Genomic DNA, 16,931 nt, shown 5'->3' on the forward strand with positions numbered 1-16,931 from the left:
CATGCAACGAATCCCTGTAGCCATCCCGGCGGCCCAACTGACCACGTCGGCCGCTCCCTACTACACCGCGCCCACCGGCACCAAGGCGACGATCAACAACCTGTCGCTGACCAACACCAGCGCCGCAGTTGTGACAGCGACCCTGCACCGTGTGCCGAGCGGCGGCACGGCGTCGGCCAGCAACATGATCCTGTCCGCCTTCAGCTTGCCGGTCGGCTCGACCTACGTTCCGCCGCAGGCGATTGGCCTGCAACTGGAAGCGGGCATGACCCTGCAGGCGCTGGCGAGCGCTGCGACCTCCGTCACCATCGCCGGTGGCGCTTACGAAACCTCGGGATCCTGATCCACATGAAGCACTTTCACTTCTTGGCCCATGGCGCCGACGTGAACCCCCTTATGCTGGCCATCCGCCGCCGACCGGACCTGTGGAAGGAAGACACGTTCCTGCGCCACTACCCGCAAGGTCCGTTCGGACAGACCGAATCCATCATGCTCAGATTCCCCGAGAAGGTGGAGGGGCTGACGGAAGAGCAGATCGAGGCCTACAAACAGAATCAACTGGCCGGGCACGACCAGTACGAAGCCGTCGACTACCCGGCCTACGCTGTCCTGCACGAAGCGCGGCCGCTGGTCATGAACCTGATGGCGCGAGTGCAGGGCGAGCGTCTGGGGCGCGTGATGATCAACAAGGTGGCGGCGGGCGGGCGCATCTTCGCGCACGCTGACACGCCCGAGCAGACGCGCTACTACACCCGATTCCACATCGTGCTGCATGGCCTGCCCGGCGCCGTCCTGAAGGCCGGAGACGAAGAGATCAACATGAACACCGGTGATGTTTTCTGGTTCGACAACAAGCAGGTGCATGAGGTGATCAACAACAGCCGCGACGACCGCGTAAGCATGGTCGTGGACATCCGGACGGCGAGGTAGCCATGCTGACCGCGCACGTCGAGAACCTGACCGAGCGTTTGGAAGACCTCAAGCCGCTGTTCCCGCTGCATTGGGAAGAACTCGCCCTGAACAAGGACAAGGTGCCGCTGGATCCCCAGTACCACGTCTACCTGCAGCGGGACGCGCGCGGCGAGGTCATCTTCGTGACGTTGCGCGACGCCGGCGAACTGGTGGGGTACTTCGTGGGCTTCGTGGCGCCGGGGCTGCACTACCAAACCTGCCTGACCTGCCACATGGACATCCTGTTCCTGCGCAAGGACAAGCGCGGTGGCCGCGGCGGCGTGATCCTGCTCAAGGCGGTCAAGGCAGAACTGAAGCGGCGCGGCGTGCAGCGCTGGTTCGTGGGCACCAAAGCACACATGGACATCGGCCGGCTGTTCGAGGCGATGGGGTTTGAACACGTAGAGACCACGTACAGCGCGTGGTTGGGAGACTGAAATGGTCGCAGCAGCAGTAGGAGTGGGGACCGCGGTTGCAGGCGTTGCCAGCAGCTCGATGAGTTCCAGCGCCGCAGGGAAGGCGGCAGATGCGCAGGCCCAGTCCGCCGCGGACGCCAACCAGCTCCAGCGGGACATTTACGACCAGAATCAGGCGAACCTCCAGCCCTACCTGGATTTCGGCTCGTCCGGCATGAACGCGCTGGCGTACCGCTTGGGGCTGGGCGGCGTCAGCCCGAGCGGGCAGAGCGTTGCCAACCTGACCTATGACCAGATCCGGGAGGAACTGCTGCCGCAGTTCAGCGGTTCCGGTGGCTCCGGTGGCATGAGCGGAAACCCACCGAGCTTGGCGGAATTGGGAATCTCCGGCGCCTCGAATGCGACTTGGGGGTACGACCCATACAAACAGAAATGGGGCTACAAGGTCGACACCACCACTGGCGGCGACGCCGACATGCCGATCAGCTATTGGCAGTATGCAGATGGTTACCAGCCCGGAGGCGGCGCCGACAATGAGGCCGCGCTCGAAGCCGCCATCCAGAAGCGCTTGGCCGATCAGGCGGCTGCCCAGGCTGCCGCGCAGAAGGATCCGCTGTACGGCTCGTTGCTAGACACTTACCGCGAGTACACGCCTTTCTCGATGTCGGACTTCAACGCCGATCCTGGATACCAGTTCCGCCAGCAGCAGGGCGAGCAGGCGATCGAGCGCATGGCGGCCGCGCGCGGCGGCCTCAACTCCGGGCGCGCGGCGAAGGACCTGGCAGCGTTCAACTCCGGGCTCGCCAGCCAGGAGTACCAGAACGCCTACGGCCGGTACAACAACGACTACCTGACGGGCTTCAACGCCTTCAACACGAACCAGAACAACATCTACAACCGCCTGATGGGCGTTACCGGCGTCGGTCAGTCGTCGGCGTCGGCGCTTTCAGGGGTCGGCAGCGGCTATGCAAACCAGGTCAGCAACAACACGCTGCAGGCCGGGAATGCGGCTGCGGCCGGCATCGTCGGTCAACAGAACGCGATCAACAGCGGCATCGGTTCGGTGACGAACGCGCTTGCCGGCTATGCGGCCAACCGGCCTCAGGGGACGAGCGGCTACAGCGGTGCGTTCCAACCGACTGCCGGCGTCGGCGGTCTCAGCAGCGGTTCCGGCCTCAACGGATGGTGGTAAATCATGGCACTCGACACGAGCATTCCCCTTCAGGTTCGCCCGGCCCAGATCGAAAGCCCGCAGAACGTGCTGATGAACGCGGTCCGCCTGCAAGCCGCGCAAGGCCAGCTTGCCGATCAGCAGCGCATGACGACTGAGCGCAACGCGCTGGCTGACGTCCTGCGCCAGGGGCAGGTTTTCGACGCTCAAGGCCAGCTTACGCCCGGCGGCCTGGGCCAGGTCGCGCAGGCTGCACCGAGCCAAGTTCCGGCCTATGCGCAACTGGCAAACCAGCAGCAGCGCCTGAATCGTCAGGACGAGCTGCAGGGCGTCGGGCTGGCGATGCGAAAGCAGCAGTGGGCGCAGCAGGGTTTCGCCACCGCTGCGACGCCCGAGGCCGCCCGCCAGTACATCCAGAGCGGTGTGTCGGCGGGGATCCTGACCCCGGAAGAAGCGCAGCGGGGGCTGGCACAGGTGCCGGCGGATCAGGCGTCATTCGATCAGTGGCGCAATCAGATCAACCAGTCGATGATGACGCCGGCGCAGCGCGCAGAGCTGGAGCGCGGCACGTATTCCGCACCGGTGCAGACCAACCAGGGTTTTGCGCAGATCGACCGGAATGGCAACGTGCGCATCCCTACTGGGCCGAACGGCCAACCGCTGATGCCGGTGACCTTGGACGCCGCTGGCCAGGGCGCAGCAGCGCAAGCGAAGGCGTATGGCACTGCTCAGGGGAAAGCCCAGGCGGCAAACCAGCAGGAATTCGGGCAGGCCGAGGCGACCGCGAACCAGATCATGGGCGTCATCGATCAGGCGATCAATCACCCCGGGCGCGGCTATGCCACGGGCGCCTCGTCCATGCTCCCGATCATCCCGGGCACCGACGCGGCCGACTTCAACGCGGTGCTGGACCAGATCAAGGGGCAGGCGTTCTTGCAGGCCTTCGAAAGCCTCAAGGGCGGCGGCCAGATCACGGAAGTGGAAGGCACGAAGGCCACGCAGGCTATCGCGCGCCTGGAGCGGTCGCAGTCTGAGGCCGAATTCGTCAAATCGCTGCAGGAACTGCGCAGCATCGTCGCAAACGGTCTGGAGCGCGCGCGGCGTAAAGCTGGCGCTGCGGCCGCGCCGGCAACTGGCGCAGCCACCAGCGCCGGCCCGGCGCGTGAGGTCGCTCGACGCGGCCGCCTGCCGGATGGTCGCCAGGTCGTCGAATACAAGGATGGCACTCGCGAGGTGATCCAGTAATGGCCATGAACGATCTGCTGCGCCTTGTCGCGCAGGCCGAGAGCGGAAACCGGGACTACGACGCCGCCGGCCGCGTGGTGACGTCTCCCGTTGGCGCCAAGGGCCGCATGCAAGTGATGGACGCCACCAACCGCGACCCGGGATTCGGCGTGCGCCCAGCGGCCGACGACAGCCTGGAGGAGCGTGCGCGCGTGGGGCAGGACTACTTGGGCGCCATGGTCAACTATTACGGCGGCGACGTGCGCAAGGGCTTGGCCGCCTACAACGCCGGGCCCGGCAACGTCGACCGCGCGCTGGCGCGTGCGCAGCAGGCCGGCGATGCAGACTGGATGCGCTACCTCCCCAAACCCGAGGAAACCGTCCCCTACGTCGAGAAGATCGTGGCGGGCATGCGCGGGCAGCCGGGCGTGCTGGACACGGTTGCGGCCTCTGTGTTCCCGGCCGCTACTGCGGCTCCCGCGCCGGATGTGGACTGGAACAGCGTGACGTGGGATGAGCCCGCCGCGCCGCCGGCCGCGGCACTCGCCAAGCCGGGCGAGGTGGACTGGTCTACCGTGCAATGGGAAGGCGCAGATACCCCGGCGCGCAGCCCCGACGGTGCGCTGCGCGTCGAAATGTCCCAAGAGTCGAACCCAGCCGCGGCCGCTACTGCCGCACAGCCTACGCAAGCACAGAAGATCCAGGCCAGCGCCTTCGGCCGCATGGCGCAGGGCGCCGTGGTCGACCCGCTGAACGCTGGCGCGCAACTCCTGGTGAATGCCGCGCCTGGTGGAGTGGTGGACGCCGTCAACTCCGCCACGCAGTATGTCAACGAACTGCCGGTCATCGGCCCGGTCACGCGCGCGCTCGGCATGACGCCCGCTACGGCGCAGGACGTCAACCAGGGCGTCCAGCAGCAGGAACAGCAATACCAGGCCGCCCGCCGCGCCACAGGGAACGATGGCTTTGACTGGGCCCGCCTGTCTGGCAGCGTGGCGGCGACTGCGCCGCTGGCCGCCGCGATGGCGCCGGCCGCAGGATTGTCTGTTCCGGCGTCGATGGCAACTGCGGCAGGCTCTGGCGCAGTCTTTGGTGGCCTCCAGCCGGTTACTGAGGGGGGAGACTACGCAGAGAATAAGCTGCGGCAGATGGCGGTAGGCGGAGTCTCCAGCGGTGCACTATCGGGCGTTGGGAATGCGCTTTCCCGCGTTATCAGCCCGCGCGCGTCCGTCAATCCCAACGTGCAGACGCTGCTGGATGAAGGGGTGACGCCGACGCCCGGACAGCTGCTGGGCGGCACGGCGCAGCGCATGGAAGACAAGGCGGTTTCCATCCCCATCGTGGGGGACGCTATTCGCGGCGCGCGCGAGCGGGGGATTCAGGAATTCAACGAGGCGGCGCTGAATCGCGCTGTCGCGCCGCTGGGCCAGCGCGTCACAGCCACCGGCCGGGAAGGCATGCAGCAAGTGCAGCGCATCGTGGGGGACGCCTACGACGACATCATCCCGCGGCTCAACTTCCGAGCTGACAACCAGTTTGCCCAGGAGATCGGCACGCTGCAGCAGATGGCGCAGACGCTGCCGCCCGCGCAGGCACAGCAGTTCGAAACAATCCTGCGCGACCAGGTTATAGGGCGGCTGACGCGCCAGGGCGGCGCCACCGGCCAGAATTACCGCGCCATCGAGAGCGAGCTGGGCCGCCTGGGTGCGAACTACCGTAGCAGCGCGGTCGCCGGCGAGCGCGAGCTGGGCATGGCGATCACGGAACTGCAGGCTTCGCTGCGTGAAACGCTCACCCGTTCGAACCCGCAGGTCGCGCAGGAACTGGCGTCCATCAACCAGGCCTATTCGATGCTGACTCGGTTGCAGCGCGCGGCGAGCGCGACGGGCGCGGATGAGGGCGTATTCACGCCGGCGCAGTTCTCGGCCGCAGTGCGTGCGGCGGACGGGACGGTTCGGAAAAACGCCTACGCGCGCGGGGGTGCGCTGATGCAGGATCTGTCGGACGCCGGGCGCGGCGTCATGAACACGACGGTCCCGAATTCAGGGACGTTCGACCGTGCCGCCCTGGTCGGCGCGGCCACGCTTTCCGCCGCCAATCCGCTCTTCCCAGTAGGGCTCGCGGCGGGCGCGCTCCCGTACCTGCGCGGGCCGAACCGCCTGGCGGCAGCGCTCATAGCACGCCGCCCAGAAATCGCACCACAGCTTGCTGAGCGCATATCCGGTGTCTTGCCGGCAGCGGGCGTCGTGGCCGCTCCAGCCCTGAATCAACTGTTTCAGCCATGACGTGATCCAGGGCATAACCCCAAGAATGGCGCCGCCGATCAAGACGCGCCAGAACTGTTCATCATTCATCCGATTCTGCCCCGCCCCGAGCGGGGCTTTTTATTGAGGTCGAAAAATGGCCGTCGCGTCCTATATCCTGCCCCGCTTCAAGGCCATCGACGACTACGGTCGGCCGATGGTCGGGGCAAAGCTCTACACCTATCAGAACAAGACCACCACGCCGGCGCCGACCTACCAGGACGCGCAGCAGAGCGCCGCCAATACGAACCCGATTGTATTGGATGCTTCGGGGGAGGCGGTCGTTTACCTGCTTACGGATCAGGTCTACACCTTCGTCCTCAAGGACCGCGACGAGGTCTCCGTCTGGACGCAGGACGACGTCACCAGTGCCGTATCTCCCCAGGAGTTGGTCGAGATCGTGGAAGATCTTGCGGCATCTGATGGGTCATCCCTGATCGGATTCATCCAGTCCGGCGCGGGCGCAGTGCCCCGGACGGTTCAGGATAAATTGCGGGAAGTTGTCAATGTTGACGATTTCGGGGCGGTTGGCGATGGCGTGGCGGACGACACCAGCGCTGTGCAGCTCGCGTTGAATTCCGGCGCAGCAGTCGTTGAGTTCAGGAAGGGCGGGATCTACCTGTGGAAGGATGCAAACGGCCCGACGGTGAAATCCAATACGATCGTTCGAGGGAATGGCGCGGTGATCTCGCAGCCGAACAAGGACGAAAGCGCGACCAGCTCGGTAGGCGTTGAGTATTGCGGGTTCCGCGTTGAACCTGGCTCAACGGGTATCGAGTTCAATGGCTTGGAACTGCGCGGACCCTTCTACGGGCTCACGGTTCAACCGATCTATCGATCTATTGGGATCAGTATCTCAGGCCGCTACGACCAGTATTTCTACAACAACCCCAACTACCCGGCCAACCCACCGACGCCTGTCTCTGGCACGTCCTCGGACATCGTGGTGCGCCACTGCGTGATCGAGGGATGGGGCCAGTCGGGAATCATCGCCGATCAGATCGACCGGTTCTCTGCGAACTTCAACCGCATCCGGCACTGCGGCCGCGACGGCGTTCGGATGTATGGCTGCCGTGAATTCGACGTGACCGGCAACAAGATCGAATACATGGCGCCGGGTTTCCCCGCCGAGGGCATCGACCCCAACAACAACGTGTATGGCGTCACGGCGACCCGGATCTACCACTGCACGAACGCCGACGGCACGCTGACTGACTATCGCAACAGCGCTTATGGCGTCATCGCGCAGAACGTCGTGCGACACTGCCCATCCTGGAAGGCGCTGGACACGCACGGCGGCACCGACATCACCTTCGCCGACAACGTCATCTTCAATGCCCACATCGGCATCGGGCTCGACAAGGGCGGCTACAACTTGGTAGACGGCTTCGCGCCGCCGCGCCGGCTGAAGGTTCGCGGCAACATCATCATCGCCGACCCCTCGAACTCCGCAGGAAACCGCGCGGGCATTTTCGCGGTGGCCCACGATGCGACCGAACAGAACATCGGTGAGGATCTGGAGCTGACCGGGAACCATGTCGAAGGCTTTGGGCAGCAGGTTATTGATGGAAACGTGGTCGTCAGCAACTACCGGCGGGTGGTGATCGGTGATTTCACGATCCGCGGCGGTCTTCGCGCCGGCATCAACTTCCAGAACACCGTCGAGGAATACACGATTGGAAAGGGCGTGATTCAGGACATCGGAATCACGTCCGGTGGCGCTTGTACCGGCATCAATTCGCAGGCGGCGACGCAGCGTGGTGTCATTGACGGCGTGGTGTTCCGCAAAACGGATACTGCCGACACGATGATCGCCATCAGCGCGGCTAGCCCGAGCGCTGGGTATGGCGCAAAGGTCGGCATGGATCTTTCCTTTGTGGGCAACATCACGCCGTTCAATTCCACCGCGGCGTTTATCAGGCAAGACAGTCCCTTCGTGCAAAAAAGCCTAGCCGTGGGGAACATCAACAACAACGGCACGGCGACGATTGTGGTCGCGAAGGGAATCGCCTCTGTCACCAGGACAGGTGTTGGGGTGGTGCGGGTGGTGCTGAGCACCCCAGCCACCACGAATCAGACCCTGTTCCCCCAAGCTACAGGCAAGGGCACGTCCCCGATATCGGCTATGTGCTCGATCATCGACGCTTCGACTATAGACGTCACGACCCGGGATAACGCGGGGGTGGCAGTTGACGCAGCCTTCTTCTTCACCCTTCAGGGGTTCTGACGTGGCGCCCGAGCATCTGGGCGCCAGCAGTGCGGACCTTCGCGGCCTGCATGCCCAGATCCAGCAATGGCGGCAGGAGGAACGCCTTGATATGGCGGCCCATCACGCGGAGAACAAGAGCGAGATGGAAGCGTTGCGCCGGGAAATGCTGGCCCTCTCGTCGGCAGTCAAGACTGCCTTCCCCGGCGGCGACTTCGATGGGCACCGCCGCTATCACGAGCTGCTGATCGCCCGCGAGGAACAGCGTCAACAGATCCGGCGCGAGGTAATCACCCACCTGCTGAAGGGCAGCACGTGGGCCATGTTGCTGGGCCTGTTCTGGATGGTGATCAAGCATGGCAAGGACTACCTGAAATGAACCTGATCCAGGGCTGGCGCCGCAAGTTCCCGCGCCTGTGGAGCGTGCGCCTGTCTCTGCTGGCGGCGCTGCTATCCGCCTTTGAGGTGGGCATGAATCTGTGGCTCACCGGCCGGCCGCCGCTGATAGTGATCGGCGCCGGTCTTTTCTCCCTCTGCGCGGCTATCGCGCGCGTTATCTCCCAGCCGAGGCTGACCAATGAAGACCGGAACTAAGCGCACCCTGCAGGGCACTGTTGGCGCGGGCGCCGCTGCCATCCTGCTGTCTGTCGTCCCCAAGTTCGAGGGTATGGTGCTGCGCGGCTACAAAGACCCCATCGGCATCGTGACAGCATGCGCGGGCCATACTGCGACGGCCGTGCTGGGCAAACCCTACACCGTAGAGGAATGCCGGATCCTGCTGGACCAGGATCTGGTCGAGCATGCGCAGGGCGTCCTGGCATGCACGCCTGGGCTTGCCGGGCACACGAACCAGACGGCTGCCGCGGTTAGCTTCGCCTACAACGTGGGCGTGGGCGCCTACTGCCGATCGGTGACGGCGCGCCGGTTCAATGCTGGCGATTGGGCGGGCGCATGCCGCGCCATGAACCAGGCTGACAGCGGCAAGCCGCAGTGGGTCTGGGCCGGCGGGAAGATGCTGCCCGGCCTCGTCTCTCGCCGCGCCGCTGAGCGCGCGCTGTGCGAAACGGACCTGCCGAAATGATCCCGCGCGCCGCGTGGCCCTACCTGATTGGCCCAGCTCTGGTGATGGGCGCCGCGCTGGGCCTGCGCTGGTACGGCGCCGCCCAGTACCAGGCCGGCGCGGACGCCAAGCAGTCGGAAATCGAAAAGCGCCAGGTCGCCATCGAGCGCGCATGGCAGGAGGAAAGAGATCGTGCTGATGCCAAACACCGCGGCGCCATCCTGGCGCGAGAGGCTGCTGAAAAGACTGTTGCCGCTCAGCGTGGCCGCATTGACGGGCTGCTGCGCCAGCTTGCCCGGCGGCGCGCCGAAACTCCCAGCGCCGGCAGCGGACTTGATGCAGCCGGCCCCGACTGGATCGGAATTATTGGATCGTGTGTCGGACGATATGAGCAGTTGGGAAAAGATGCTTCTCGATGGGCTGATCAGGTGAATGGCCTACAGGGCTATATCCGAGGCCTCGGCATACACCCCTAGGGCCGGTCCGGCGTCAGGTCGTCTGGTAGTTGACCGCCCTGTGCGTGCGGGCAGATTCCGGCCATGATTCCATCTCAGCTATCGCCGTTTCGATCTGGCCGATGTCCAGCCCCTTCAGCCGCTCCGGGTCGAACTCGTGCCATCGCAGCGCGGCCAGCCGGTCGCGGATCGACTCATCTTCGAACCGCCATTTGAAGTGTTTCGCCGGCGTTCCCACCACGATGGAATATGGCGCCACATCGCGGGTCACGACGGAGCCCGTTGCTACGACCGCGCCATCCCCGATTGTGACGCCGGACATGATGTAGGCGTTGTCACCAATCCACACGTCGTGACCAACAAGAACTCGAATGCGGCGGGCCGGGTCGGCGAACTTCAGGACAGGGGGATTGCTGTTCGTCTGAAAGAATGGGCTGGTGGAAAGGGCGCTCAAGTCATGCGCGCCCGATCCAAGCGTCACGTTGCGCCCGATGGAACAGTAGCGGCCGACGATCACAGAGCTTCGAACGAATCCGCTGTTCATGTACGACTGAAAGCCGAAGGCGGCGCCGGCGAGGACTTCGCACTTCCCGAGGGTCACACCCTGCTCAAACCTAAACTTTCTCGGCTCGTAACCGTCGAGGACGGTCAAACCCATGGCCGCAAATTTCTTGTTTTTCATCCCTTCCCTCGGTGACCCAACTATATGGCGGGTTCGATTCTAGCCTTTGGCGACCTGCACCCGCTCCGCCCGCTTTGCCACCCAGAACCAGTGGCTGAACTTGCCGCGCTTGGCCTTCTGCTTGCGGAAGAAGATGCGGACGCGGCCGGCGTGGCCGGCGTCGATTTCCACCGGGTATTCCCGGTCTTCGGCGGTCGCCGCGGGCGGGAGTGTCTTCAGCGCCTCGCCGACGTACTGCCCGGGCACCTGCTCCAGGATTCCGTTGTCGTTCATGTTCCCCCCTTTCAGGACGCCGCGCGCAGAGGCGTGACGTTCCAGTCCTTGCCGCTGGCGCAGCTCTCTAGGTAGGCCGCCCAGAGTTCCAGCGCGGCCCGGCGTTCGGGGATGTCGTCGCGCACGTCGTAGATCGCCTCCATCCCCTTGAGCTTGTGATTCAGGGCCAGCTCCGATATTTCGTTGCTCACGCCCAGATTGCGCATGTGGCCCTTGGCGGTGCTGCGCGTGTCGTGCGGGGTGAACCGGCGGATGTCCAGGTCGCCGCGGTCGAAGGCGCGCCGGATGGCTGCCCAGAGTGTCGTTTCTCCGACGTGCGTGTCGCCGCCCTGGTTGCGCCGGCGGCGCTCGTGCCTGGCCGGCAGCACCCATTCCGACGTGCCGGCCAGGGCCTGCAGTTGGCGGAACCAGCCGGCTACGGTCGGCGTGAGCGGCACGGTGAAGCCGCGGCGGACCTTGACGTGTTCTTCTGGCACCCACCAGGTGCCGCGGTCGAGGTCGACATACTCCCACCGGGCCTTGGCCAGCTCCACCGACCGCACGCAGGTGGCCAGCAGGATGCGCAGCGCCAAGGCGTTCTCGGTGCCGATATCCTCGATGTTGGCTAGCAGGCCGCGTAGCTCGGCCTCGGTCAGCATCACGCGGCGCTTGATCGGCGGGCGCGGCCCCATGAGGGATACCAGATCTACGCCGGCGGCCGGATTCGTGTCGATCAGGCGCAGGCCGCAGGCGTGGGCGAAAAGCTGCTTGGCCGTGGTCAGGATCCGTTTGCTGATCGTCCACGTGCGCTTTGCTGACGTGAGCATGTGCACGACGTCGGACGGTTGCACCTGGTCCACGGGAATGACGCCCAGCTTGGGCAAGATCACCTTGTCCAGATCCCAATTCCGGTAGGTGATGGTGTCGGCGGCCAAGCCCGAGAGCTTCTTGGCGCGGAAGTCCTCGACCAGCGTCCGAACGTTCGATACTTTGGTTGCCCGGGCTTTGGTCCGTTGCTTCTCCAGCGCAGGGTCGGCGCCGCGGTCGATTGCCGCCCTGAAATCCCGCGCCGCCTTGCGCGCAGCCGCCAGGGAAATGTCGGGGTAATTCCCGATCGTGACTTCTTTTTGCGGGCCACCTTGGCGATAGCGCAGCACCCATGTCGCGGTACCAGCCGCTGACAGGGTGAAGGTCAGTCCGTCGCCGTCGCTGCGCGCCAGCTTCTCGCCCGCGCTGACCCAGCGCCTAAGCTGGATGTCGTCCAACAGATGTTTTTCCCGTTTTGCCACCCGAATCCCCTCTGAAATGAGTAGCTAGGCGCTCTGGCTACTCACCTGGCTACTCATTGAACTGTCGCCAGCAAAGTACTACATGCAACGCCGGGAAACAAAACAGCCCGCGTTTATGCGGGCTGGCGAGGGATCGGGTGCATGTTGGGAAACAGCAGGCCACCCGGATCGGGCTTGCAGGTGGCGAGTTTCATGTTGTTGGTAGACCGGTGATTATTGCGATTGTCGGCGCTGCCGTTCAAGGACCGGTCTAGCTGCACATCTGGCTACGATCCGGGGTACAGGCAGCCGGTGCGAAGGACAAGGCCAGATGATACCTGCTTACGATTGGAGCCCATGAAAGGCAAATCTATCGGACCACGCCTATTCACCAATTTGGACGAATAGCGCACCCTGGCACCGTCGATCACATTTTGGAGCCGCCGATGTTCGAATGGGATTTCCTGCTCAACAGCCAACCCATGAGCAAGCTAAAAGGCCGTGGGCTGTCCGTGAATGCCTTCTCAGGAAAGGAGGGCCACTTCAACCAGTGTGAGTCCGCCTGCCTACGCAATGTGGGGCCAATTCCAGCCGGCAAGTATTACATTGTGGATCGGCCGACCAGTGGCCTGCGAAGTGCGATTAATACGTGGATAGGCGGCCGATGGGATTGGTTTGCTCTCTATGCTCAAGACAGTAAAGTGGACGATTGGGTTTTCTGCCATGAAGTTGAGCGCGGAAATTTCCGGCTACATCCCAAAGGCCGGAGGGGAATCAGCGAAGGGTGCATAACCATCGATAGCGCCTCGGACTTTGCGGCTGTGCGCAGGACGCTTTTGGGGAGCGAAGGTACCGCTATTCCCGGATCCGTACTCAAGGCTTACGGCATCGTGAACGTGCGATGCGCAAGGGGTCTTTGATGCGCAGGCTTTTGCGTTACTTTCTTCTGGCTCTTTGGCTTATCGTGTCGACGATCGGGTTGACGCTACTTTGGATTCGTGACCCGAGTTTGTGGGCCCCCATTCCGCAGTGGGTCTGGGAGCAAGTGAACCGGCACGTAGAGATTCGCTGCTGCGAAGAGGCCGCCGACGTCGAATACCTTGTGGTTTTTACCGCTGCAGCGATGACCGTGGTTCTGGCGACCGCGCTGATCTGGATTGCCGTGCGCGGTTTGCGTCGGTGCAAGACGCCTGTCCCGTAGTTCGGTTTCGCCGGCTCCAGCGTCGCACAAGCACAGCCCAGATAAAAATCGGGGCTGTCCGGTTGTTGCTACTCGCTGATGTGATTGAATCGTACCGACCCCGGCTCGATTCCGCCGCGCCGCAGCCTGCCGTCCACATCTTCGTGGTCTGCGGCCGAACTATCCGTCTCGGGCAAGTCCAGCCAGTTTGCAAGATCCTGCTTGGCTTGATGCAGTTCGGAAATTCCGCCATTCACGAGGGCCACGCCCTCGCCGCCGTCGAGCTTTCGGTAGGTGATCTGCGTCTTCATCGTGTCTCCTGAGTTTTGGTGAATCTGCCGTTCCACCGTAACACACGATGCATCGGTCGGCCTCAGCCGGGCGGCGAGCCGAATGGCGCTGTCACCTCCGTCATCACCCCTTCACCAGCCCCCCGTCCACAATCAGATTCTGTCCCGTCACCGCCCGCGACCACGGGCTGGCGAAGAACAGCACCGCGTCGGCGAACTGTTCGGGCGTGGTGACTTCGCGCAGCGGGGTGCCGGCGGCGATCATGTCGAAGACGGCGTCGGGCGTGGCGGCCGAGGCGTCGGTGGTGCGCAGCAGGCCGCCGGACACCATGTTGACGGTGATGCCGTCCGCGCCCAGCTCGTGCGACAGGGTGCGGGTGAAAGCGAGCAGGGCGGCCTTGGCGGCGGTGTAGTCGTGGTACGGCACGACCGGGTTCTGGACCAGGTTGGTGCCGACGTTGATGATGCGTCCGCCGCCGGCGGCGCGCATGCCGGGCAGGGCGGCCTGCGTGGTGTTCAGGGCGGCGCGCACGCTGCCTTCGAGCTGGGCGTTCATCTGCGCCCAGTCCAGCGTGTCGGCGTGGGGGCGGGCGTCGCCGTTGAACTGGAAGGCGGGCAGGGCGTTGTTGACGATGGTGTGGACCGGCTGGCCGAAATGCTCGCTGGCGCGCGCGACCATCGCGGCCACGGCGGCCGGGTCGCGCACGTCGGCCTGCACGGCCAGGGCGCAGTCCGGGGCGGACGCCGCGAGCGCCTGCGCGCGATCGGCGCTGTTCAGGTAGTTGATGACGACCCGGGCGCCTTCACGCAGGAAGGCTTGGGCGATGGCGGCGCCCAGGCCGCGGCTGGCGCCGGTGACGATGACCAGTTGCTGGTCCAGGTTCAGTTGCGGGCGTTGCGATGACATGGGTAAACGGTTTCCTGCTTAGTGTTCGGAGCCGCTGTTGAGCATGCGGCTGCGGGCTTTTTCGATGTGGGCGCGCATGACGTTGCGCGCGCCGTCGGCGTCCTGGTCGCGGATCAGGGTGTAGATGTGGCGGTGTTCGTCGATGGCGGCGCGCGTGCGCTTCCAGGGTTCACTGTGCACCAGATGGCGCATGACGTTCACGGCGTGGCTGACGTCGTACTCCAGTGACTTGAGCACCTGCACGAAGCGCTGGTTGCCGGTGGCGGACGCAATCGCGCGGTGAAAGCCGTAGTCGTGATGGTGGGCGATGGCGCCGGACGCGTCGGCTTCTTCGTAGCCGGTCAGCATGCGGTCCATTTCCTGCAGATCCTCGGGGGTGCGGCGCAGCGCGGCGAGGTGGGCGCATTCGGGTTCGATCACCATGCGTAGTTCCAGGCCTTCGAGGATGTGGCCGACCCGGCGCGCGGGGTCGATTGCCGGCATGCCGCCCATCAGGTCCGGCTTGGACTTCACGTAGGTGCCCGATCCCCGGATGGAATCCACGAGCTGGTCTTCGCGCAGCCGGTCCAGCGCCTGGCGCACGACGGGGCGCGACACCTCGAACAGCGCAGCCAGTTCCAGCTCCGTGGGCAGCTTGTTGCCGGGCGCGATCTTGCCGGTGGCGATCGCGTAGAAGAGGCTTTCGTAGACGCGCTCGGCAAAGCGCTCGGCGCGGACGTAGCCCAGGCCGGACGCCACTTCCGCCAGCACGTCCAGTTCGGGACGGGGGCGGGTGGCCGCGGCCAACAGCGATTCGAGCTGCGGGTCACGCACGTTGCTCATCAGGCGCGCTCCTTGAAGATGGGGGACGGGTTGTCATCCTTCATGACTAACCCGTGGGGCGCTAAGCCCCTGAAATATTAGGGATAACCCGGTCATTCAGAAAAATGTCCCGAAGCTTGGGATAAAAGCTGTCATTCCAATTGACAAGTTGCGGGGCGCTCCCGTACCTTGCCATCAAACCACAACGCCCGCGCGCACGACGCGCCGGCGGCGCAACCGGCCCAGCCGCCGGGAAGCGCCTGGAGACACGCAGATCCCCCCAACCGGCCGTTCGGCCGCTACTTTACTCCGCACATCGTGACTCAGAAGAACTTTATCGCCAACCAATGGGTGGCCGCTGCCACCGGTGAAACCATTCCCGTCCTGAACCCGTCCGATGGCAAGCCGTTCGAGGAACTCGCCCGCTCGAACGAAGCCGACGTGGACCGCGCCGTGCAGGCCGCGCGCCAGGCCTTCGAGGGCGAGTGGGGCCAGATGGCGCCCGCCGTTCGCAGCCGCCTGCTGATGAAGATCGCGTTTGCCCTGCTGGACCGCCAGGAAGAACTGGCCCAGCTTGAATCGGCCGACACCGGCAAGCCCATCAAGCAGGCTCGCGCCGACGCCGCTGCCGTGGCGCGTTACTTCGAGTTCTACGCCGGCGCGGTCGACAAGCTGCACGGCGAGACCATTCCCTACACGCCGGGCTTCACCGTCCTGACGGTGCGCGAGCCGCACGGCGTCACCGGCCACATCGTGCCCTGGAACTACCCCCTGCAGATCTTCGGGCGCAGCGTCGGCGCGGCGCTGGCCGCGGGCAATGCCTGCGTGGTCAAGCCTGCCGAGGACGCCTGCCTGTCGCTGCTGAAGCTGGCCGAGATCGCCGCCGAGGTCGGGCTGCCCGCGGGCGCGCTGAACATCGTCACCGGCTACGGCCACGAAGCGGGCGCCGCGCTGTCCGCGCATCCCGGCATCGACCACATCTCGTTTACCGGCTCGCCGCAAACGGGCAAGATGGTGGCCCACGCCGCCGCGGAAAACCACGTGCCGGTCACGCTGGAACTGGGTGGCAAGTCGCCGCAGATCGTGTTCGACGACGCCGACCTGGACGCCGCGATGCCCGTGCTGCTGGGCGCCATCATCCAGAACGCGGGCCAGACGTGCTCGGCCGGCAGCCGCGTGCTGATCCAGCGCGGCGTGTATGAAACCGTGCTCAAGCGCCTGTCGGACGCGTTCGCGGCCACGGTGACCGGCCCGGCCGCCGCCGACCTGGACGTCGGCCCGCTGATCAACGCGCGCCAGCAGGACCGCGTGCGCGGGTTCCTGGCCGAGGCCGAAGCGCAAGGCATGAAAGTGGCCGCGCGCGGCAAGCTGAAGGATGGCACGCCGGAAGCGGGCTTCTACCAGCCGCCCGTCCTGTTCCGCGACGTGCCGCCGGATAGCCGCCTGGCGCAGGAAGAGGTCTTCGGTCCGGTGCTGGCCGCCATGGTGTTCGACACCGAGGAAGAAGCGCTGGAAATCGCCAACGGCACGCTCTATGGCCTGGTGGCCGGCGTGTGGACCCGCGACGGCGGCCGCCAGATGCGTCTTGCGCGCAAGCTGCGCGCCGGCCAGGTGTTCATCAACAACTACGGCGCGGGCGGCGGCGTGGAGCTGCCGTTCGGCGGATCGCGCCAGTCGGGCTATGGCCGCGAAAAGGGCTTTGAGGCGCTCTACGGCTTCACCTCCCTGAAGACCATCGCGATCCGCCACTGATCGCGTTACGGAT

The 16,931-nt window shown here is 65.0% G+C and carries 20 protein-coding genes; 14 read left to right on the forward strand and 6 right to left on the reverse strand.

Features of this window, described 5'->3' with window-relative positions; translation table 11 throughout:
- Window position 1: 1 nt before the first annotated feature.
- The 11 genes from BMW75_RS21280 (at window position 2) to BMW75_RS21330 (ending at window position 9,807) form a co-directional block, all read left to right on the forward strand.
- The gene (locus BMW75_RS21280) at window positions 2-343 is read left to right on the forward strand and encodes a hypothetical protein (protein ID WP_092581747.1); all 342 of its coding nucleotides are present in this window, start codon (window positions 2-4) and stop codon (window positions 341-343) included.
- 41 nt (window positions 344-384) lie between these two features.
- Window positions 385-930 (forward strand): aspartyl/asparaginyl beta-hydroxylase domain-containing protein, encoded by a 546-nt coding sequence (locus BMW75_RS21285; protein WP_254792091.1) that lies wholly within the window; start codon window positions 385-387, stop codon window positions 928-930.
- Between the two features lie 2 nt (window positions 931-932).
- The gene (locus tag BMW75_RS21290; RefSeq protein ID WP_092581749.1) at window positions 933-1,388 is read left to right on the forward strand and encodes a GNAT family N-acetyltransferase; all 456 of its coding nucleotides are present in this window, start codon (window positions 933-935) and stop codon (window positions 1,386-1,388) included.
- Window position 1,389: 1 nt separating this feature from the next.
- Entirely contained in the window at window positions 1,390-2,559 is a 1,170-nt protein-coding gene (locus tag BMW75_RS21295) for a hypothetical protein (protein WP_139208574.1), read from the forward strand.
- Window positions 2,560-2,562: 3 nt separating this feature from the next.
- Window positions 2,563-3,783 (forward strand): hypothetical protein, encoded by a 1,221-nt coding sequence (locus BMW75_RS21300; protein WP_092581751.1) that lies wholly within the window; start codon window positions 2,563-2,565, stop codon window positions 3,781-3,783.
- A 5-nt stretch (window positions 3,784-3,788) separates the two neighbouring features.
- Window positions 3,789-6,047, forward strand: a complete 2,259-nt coding sequence (locus BMW75_RS21305) for a lytic transglycosylase domain-containing protein (RefSeq protein WP_217646956.1) — start codon at window positions 3,789-3,791, stop codon at window positions 6,045-6,047.
- Window positions 6,048-6,162: 115 nt separating this feature from the next.
- Window positions 6,163-8,292, forward strand: coding sequence for a right-handed parallel beta-helix repeat-containing protein (locus BMW75_RS29230; RefSeq protein WP_139208575.1), 2,130 nt, complete (start codon window positions 6,163-6,165; stop codon window positions 8,290-8,292).
- 1 nt (window position 8,293) lies between these two features.
- The gene (locus BMW75_RS21315) at window positions 8,294-8,650 is read left to right on the forward strand and encodes a hypothetical protein (protein WP_092581753.1); all 357 of its coding nucleotides are present in this window, start codon (window positions 8,294-8,296) and stop codon (window positions 8,648-8,650) included.
- Complete coding sequence (locus tag BMW75_RS21320; protein WP_092581754.1) at window positions 8,647-8,865, forward strand: DUF7940 domain-containing protein; 219 nt, start codon at window positions 8,647-8,649, stop codon at window positions 8,863-8,865. Before BMW75_RS21315 ends, BMW75_RS21320 begins: the two co-directional genes overlap by 4 nt.
- The gene (locus BMW75_RS21325) at window positions 8,849-9,352 is read left to right on the forward strand and encodes a lysozyme (RefSeq protein ID WP_092581755.1); all 504 of its coding nucleotides are present in this window, start codon (window positions 8,849-8,851) and stop codon (window positions 9,350-9,352) included. The genes BMW75_RS21320 and BMW75_RS21325 overlap by 17 nt, the downstream gene beginning before the upstream one ends.
- Window positions 9,349-9,807: a hypothetical protein gene (locus BMW75_RS21330; protein WP_092581756.1), complete on the forward strand. Its 459-nt coding sequence runs from the start codon at window positions 9,349-9,351 to the stop codon at window positions 9,805-9,807. Before BMW75_RS21325 ends, BMW75_RS21330 begins: the two co-directional genes overlap by 4 nt.
- A gap of 13 nt (window positions 9,808-9,820) precedes the next feature.
- Here BMW75_RS21330 and BMW75_RS29925 read toward each other — a convergent pair whose 3' ends face one another.
- From BMW75_RS29925 to BMW75_RS21345, 3 genes are read right to left on the reverse strand one after another with little or no spacing between them, the layout of a single operon-like run.
- A complete protein-coding gene (locus BMW75_RS29925) occupies window positions 9,821-10,468 on the reverse strand; it encodes a CatB-related O-acetyltransferase (protein ID WP_092581757.1) in 648 nt (215 codons plus the stop codon).
- A gap of 39 nt (window positions 10,469-10,507) precedes the next feature.
- The gene (locus tag BMW75_RS21340) at window positions 10,508-10,741 is read right to left on the reverse strand and encodes a hypothetical protein (protein WP_092581758.1); all 234 of its coding nucleotides are present in this window, start codon (window positions 10,739-10,741) and stop codon (window positions 10,508-10,510) included.
- 11 nt (window positions 10,742-10,752) lie between these two features.
- Window positions 10,753-11,985: a tyrosine-type recombinase/integrase gene (locus tag BMW75_RS21345; protein ID WP_254792092.1), complete on the reverse strand. Its 1,233-nt coding sequence runs from the start codon at window positions 11,983-11,985 to the stop codon at window positions 10,753-10,755.
- A gap of 449 nt (window positions 11,986-12,434) precedes the next feature.
- On the opposite strand from BMW75_RS21345, the gene BMW75_RS21350 reads away from it, so the two are divergent.
- Both BMW75_RS21350 and BMW75_RS21355 read left to right on the forward strand, forming a co-directional pair.
- Entirely contained in the window at window positions 12,435-12,908 is a 474-nt protein-coding gene (locus BMW75_RS21350) for a DUF2778 domain-containing protein (protein ID WP_092581760.1), read from the forward strand.
- Window positions 12,908-13,189 (forward strand): hypothetical protein, encoded by a 282-nt coding sequence (locus BMW75_RS21355; RefSeq protein ID WP_254792093.1) that lies wholly within the window; start codon window positions 12,908-12,910, stop codon window positions 13,187-13,189. Before BMW75_RS21350 ends, BMW75_RS21355 begins: the two co-directional genes overlap by 1 nt.
- Window positions 13,190-13,257: 68 nt before the next feature.
- Here BMW75_RS21355 and BMW75_RS21360 read toward each other — a convergent pair whose 3' ends face one another.
- From BMW75_RS21360 to BMW75_RS21370, 3 genes are all read right to left on the reverse strand, one after another.
- Window positions 13,258-13,479 carry a hypothetical protein gene (locus BMW75_RS21360; protein ID WP_092581762.1) on the reverse strand — a complete coding sequence of 74 codons (222 nt, stop codon included), beginning with the start codon at window positions 13,477-13,479 and terminating at the stop codon, window positions 13,258-13,260.
- A gap of 103 nt (window positions 13,480-13,582) precedes the next feature.
- Window positions 13,583-14,365, reverse strand: coding sequence for a 3-oxoacyl-ACP reductase (locus BMW75_RS21365; protein ID WP_092581763.1), 783 nt, complete (start codon window positions 14,363-14,365; stop codon window positions 13,583-13,585).
- Window positions 14,366-14,383: 18 nt separating this feature from the next.
- Window positions 14,384-15,187 (reverse strand): FadR/GntR family transcriptional regulator, encoded by an 804-nt coding sequence (locus BMW75_RS21370; protein WP_092581764.1) that lies wholly within the window; start codon window positions 15,185-15,187, stop codon window positions 14,384-14,386.
- Between the two features lie 294 nt (window positions 15,188-15,481).
- On the opposite strand from BMW75_RS21370, the gene BMW75_RS21375 reads away from it, so the two are divergent.
- Window positions 15,482-16,918 carry an aldehyde dehydrogenase family protein gene (locus BMW75_RS21375; RefSeq protein ID WP_175493243.1) on the forward strand — a complete coding sequence of 479 codons (1,437 nt, stop codon included), beginning with the start codon at window positions 15,482-15,484 and terminating at the stop codon, window positions 16,916-16,918.
- The last annotated feature ends 13 nt before the right edge of the window (window positions 16,919-16,931 follow it).

Source organism: Achromobacter sp. NFACC18-2 (genome assembly GCF_900108985.1).
In the GTDB taxonomy this organism is placed as follows: Bacteria; Pseudomonadota; Gammaproteobacteria; order Burkholderiales; family Burkholderiaceae_B; genus Achromobacter.

What these genes read in the sequence shown, in the direction of transcription:
- BMW75_RS21280 (WP_092581747.1), top strand. Translation starts at nt 2, where the DNA reads ATGCAACGAATCCCTGTAGCCATCCCGGCGGCCCAACTGACCACGTCG.
- BMW75_RS21290 (WP_092581749.1), top strand. Translation starts at nt 933, where the DNA reads ATGCTGACCGCGCACGTCGAGAACCTGACCGAGCGTTTGGAAGACCTC.
- BMW75_RS21295 (WP_139208574.1), top strand. Translation starts at nt 1,390, where the DNA reads ATGGTCGCAGCAGCAGTAGGAGTGGGGACCGCGGTTGCAGGCGTTGCC.
- BMW75_RS21300 (WP_092581751.1), top strand. Translation starts at nt 2,563, where the DNA reads ATGGCACTCGACACGAGCATTCCCCTTCAGGTTCGCCCGGCCCAGATC.
- BMW75_RS21305 (WP_217646956.1), top strand. Translation starts at nt 3,789, where the DNA reads ATGAACGATCTGCTGCGCCTTGTCGCGCAGGCCGAGAGCGGAAACCGG.
- BMW75_RS29230 (WP_139208575.1), top strand. Translation starts at nt 6,163, where the DNA reads ATGGCCGTCGCGTCCTATATCCTGCCCCGCTTCAAGGCCATCGACGAC.
- BMW75_RS21320 (WP_092581754.1), top strand. Translation starts at nt 8,647, where the DNA reads ATGAACCTGATCCAGGGCTGGCGCCGCAAGTTCCCGCGCCTGTGGAGC.
- BMW75_RS21325 (WP_092581755.1), top strand. Translation starts at nt 8,849, where the DNA reads ATGAAGACCGGAACTAAGCGCACCCTGCAGGGCACTGTTGGCGCGGGC.
- BMW75_RS21330 (WP_092581756.1), top strand. Translation starts at nt 9,349, where the DNA reads ATGATCCCGCGCGCCGCGTGGCCCTACCTGATTGGCCCAGCTCTGGTG.
- BMW75_RS29925 (WP_092581757.1), bottom strand. Translation starts at nt 10,468, where the DNA reads ATGAAAAACAAGAAATTTGCGGCCATGGGTTTGACCGTCCTCGACGGT.
- BMW75_RS21340 (WP_092581758.1), bottom strand. Translation starts at nt 10,741, where the DNA reads ATGAACGACAACGGAATCCTGGAGCAGGTGCCCGGGCAGTACGTCGGC.
- BMW75_RS21350 (WP_092581760.1), top strand. Translation starts at nt 12,435, where the DNA reads ATGTTCGAATGGGATTTCCTGCTCAACAGCCAACCCATGAGCAAGCTA.
- BMW75_RS21355 (WP_254792093.1), top strand. Translation starts at nt 12,908, where the DNA reads ATGCGCAGGCTTTTGCGTTACTTTCTTCTGGCTCTTTGGCTTATCGTG.
- BMW75_RS21360 (WP_092581762.1), bottom strand. Translation starts at nt 13,479, where the DNA reads ATGAAGACGCAGATCACCTACCGAAAGCTCGACGGCGGCGAGGGCGTG.
- BMW75_RS21365 (WP_092581763.1), bottom strand. Translation starts at nt 14,365, where the DNA reads ATGTCATCGCAACGCCCGCAACTGAACCTGGACCAGCAACTGGTCATC.
- BMW75_RS21370 (WP_092581764.1), bottom strand. Translation starts at nt 15,187, where the DNA reads ATGAGCAACGTGCGTGACCCGCAGCTCGAATCGCTGTTGGCCGCGGCC.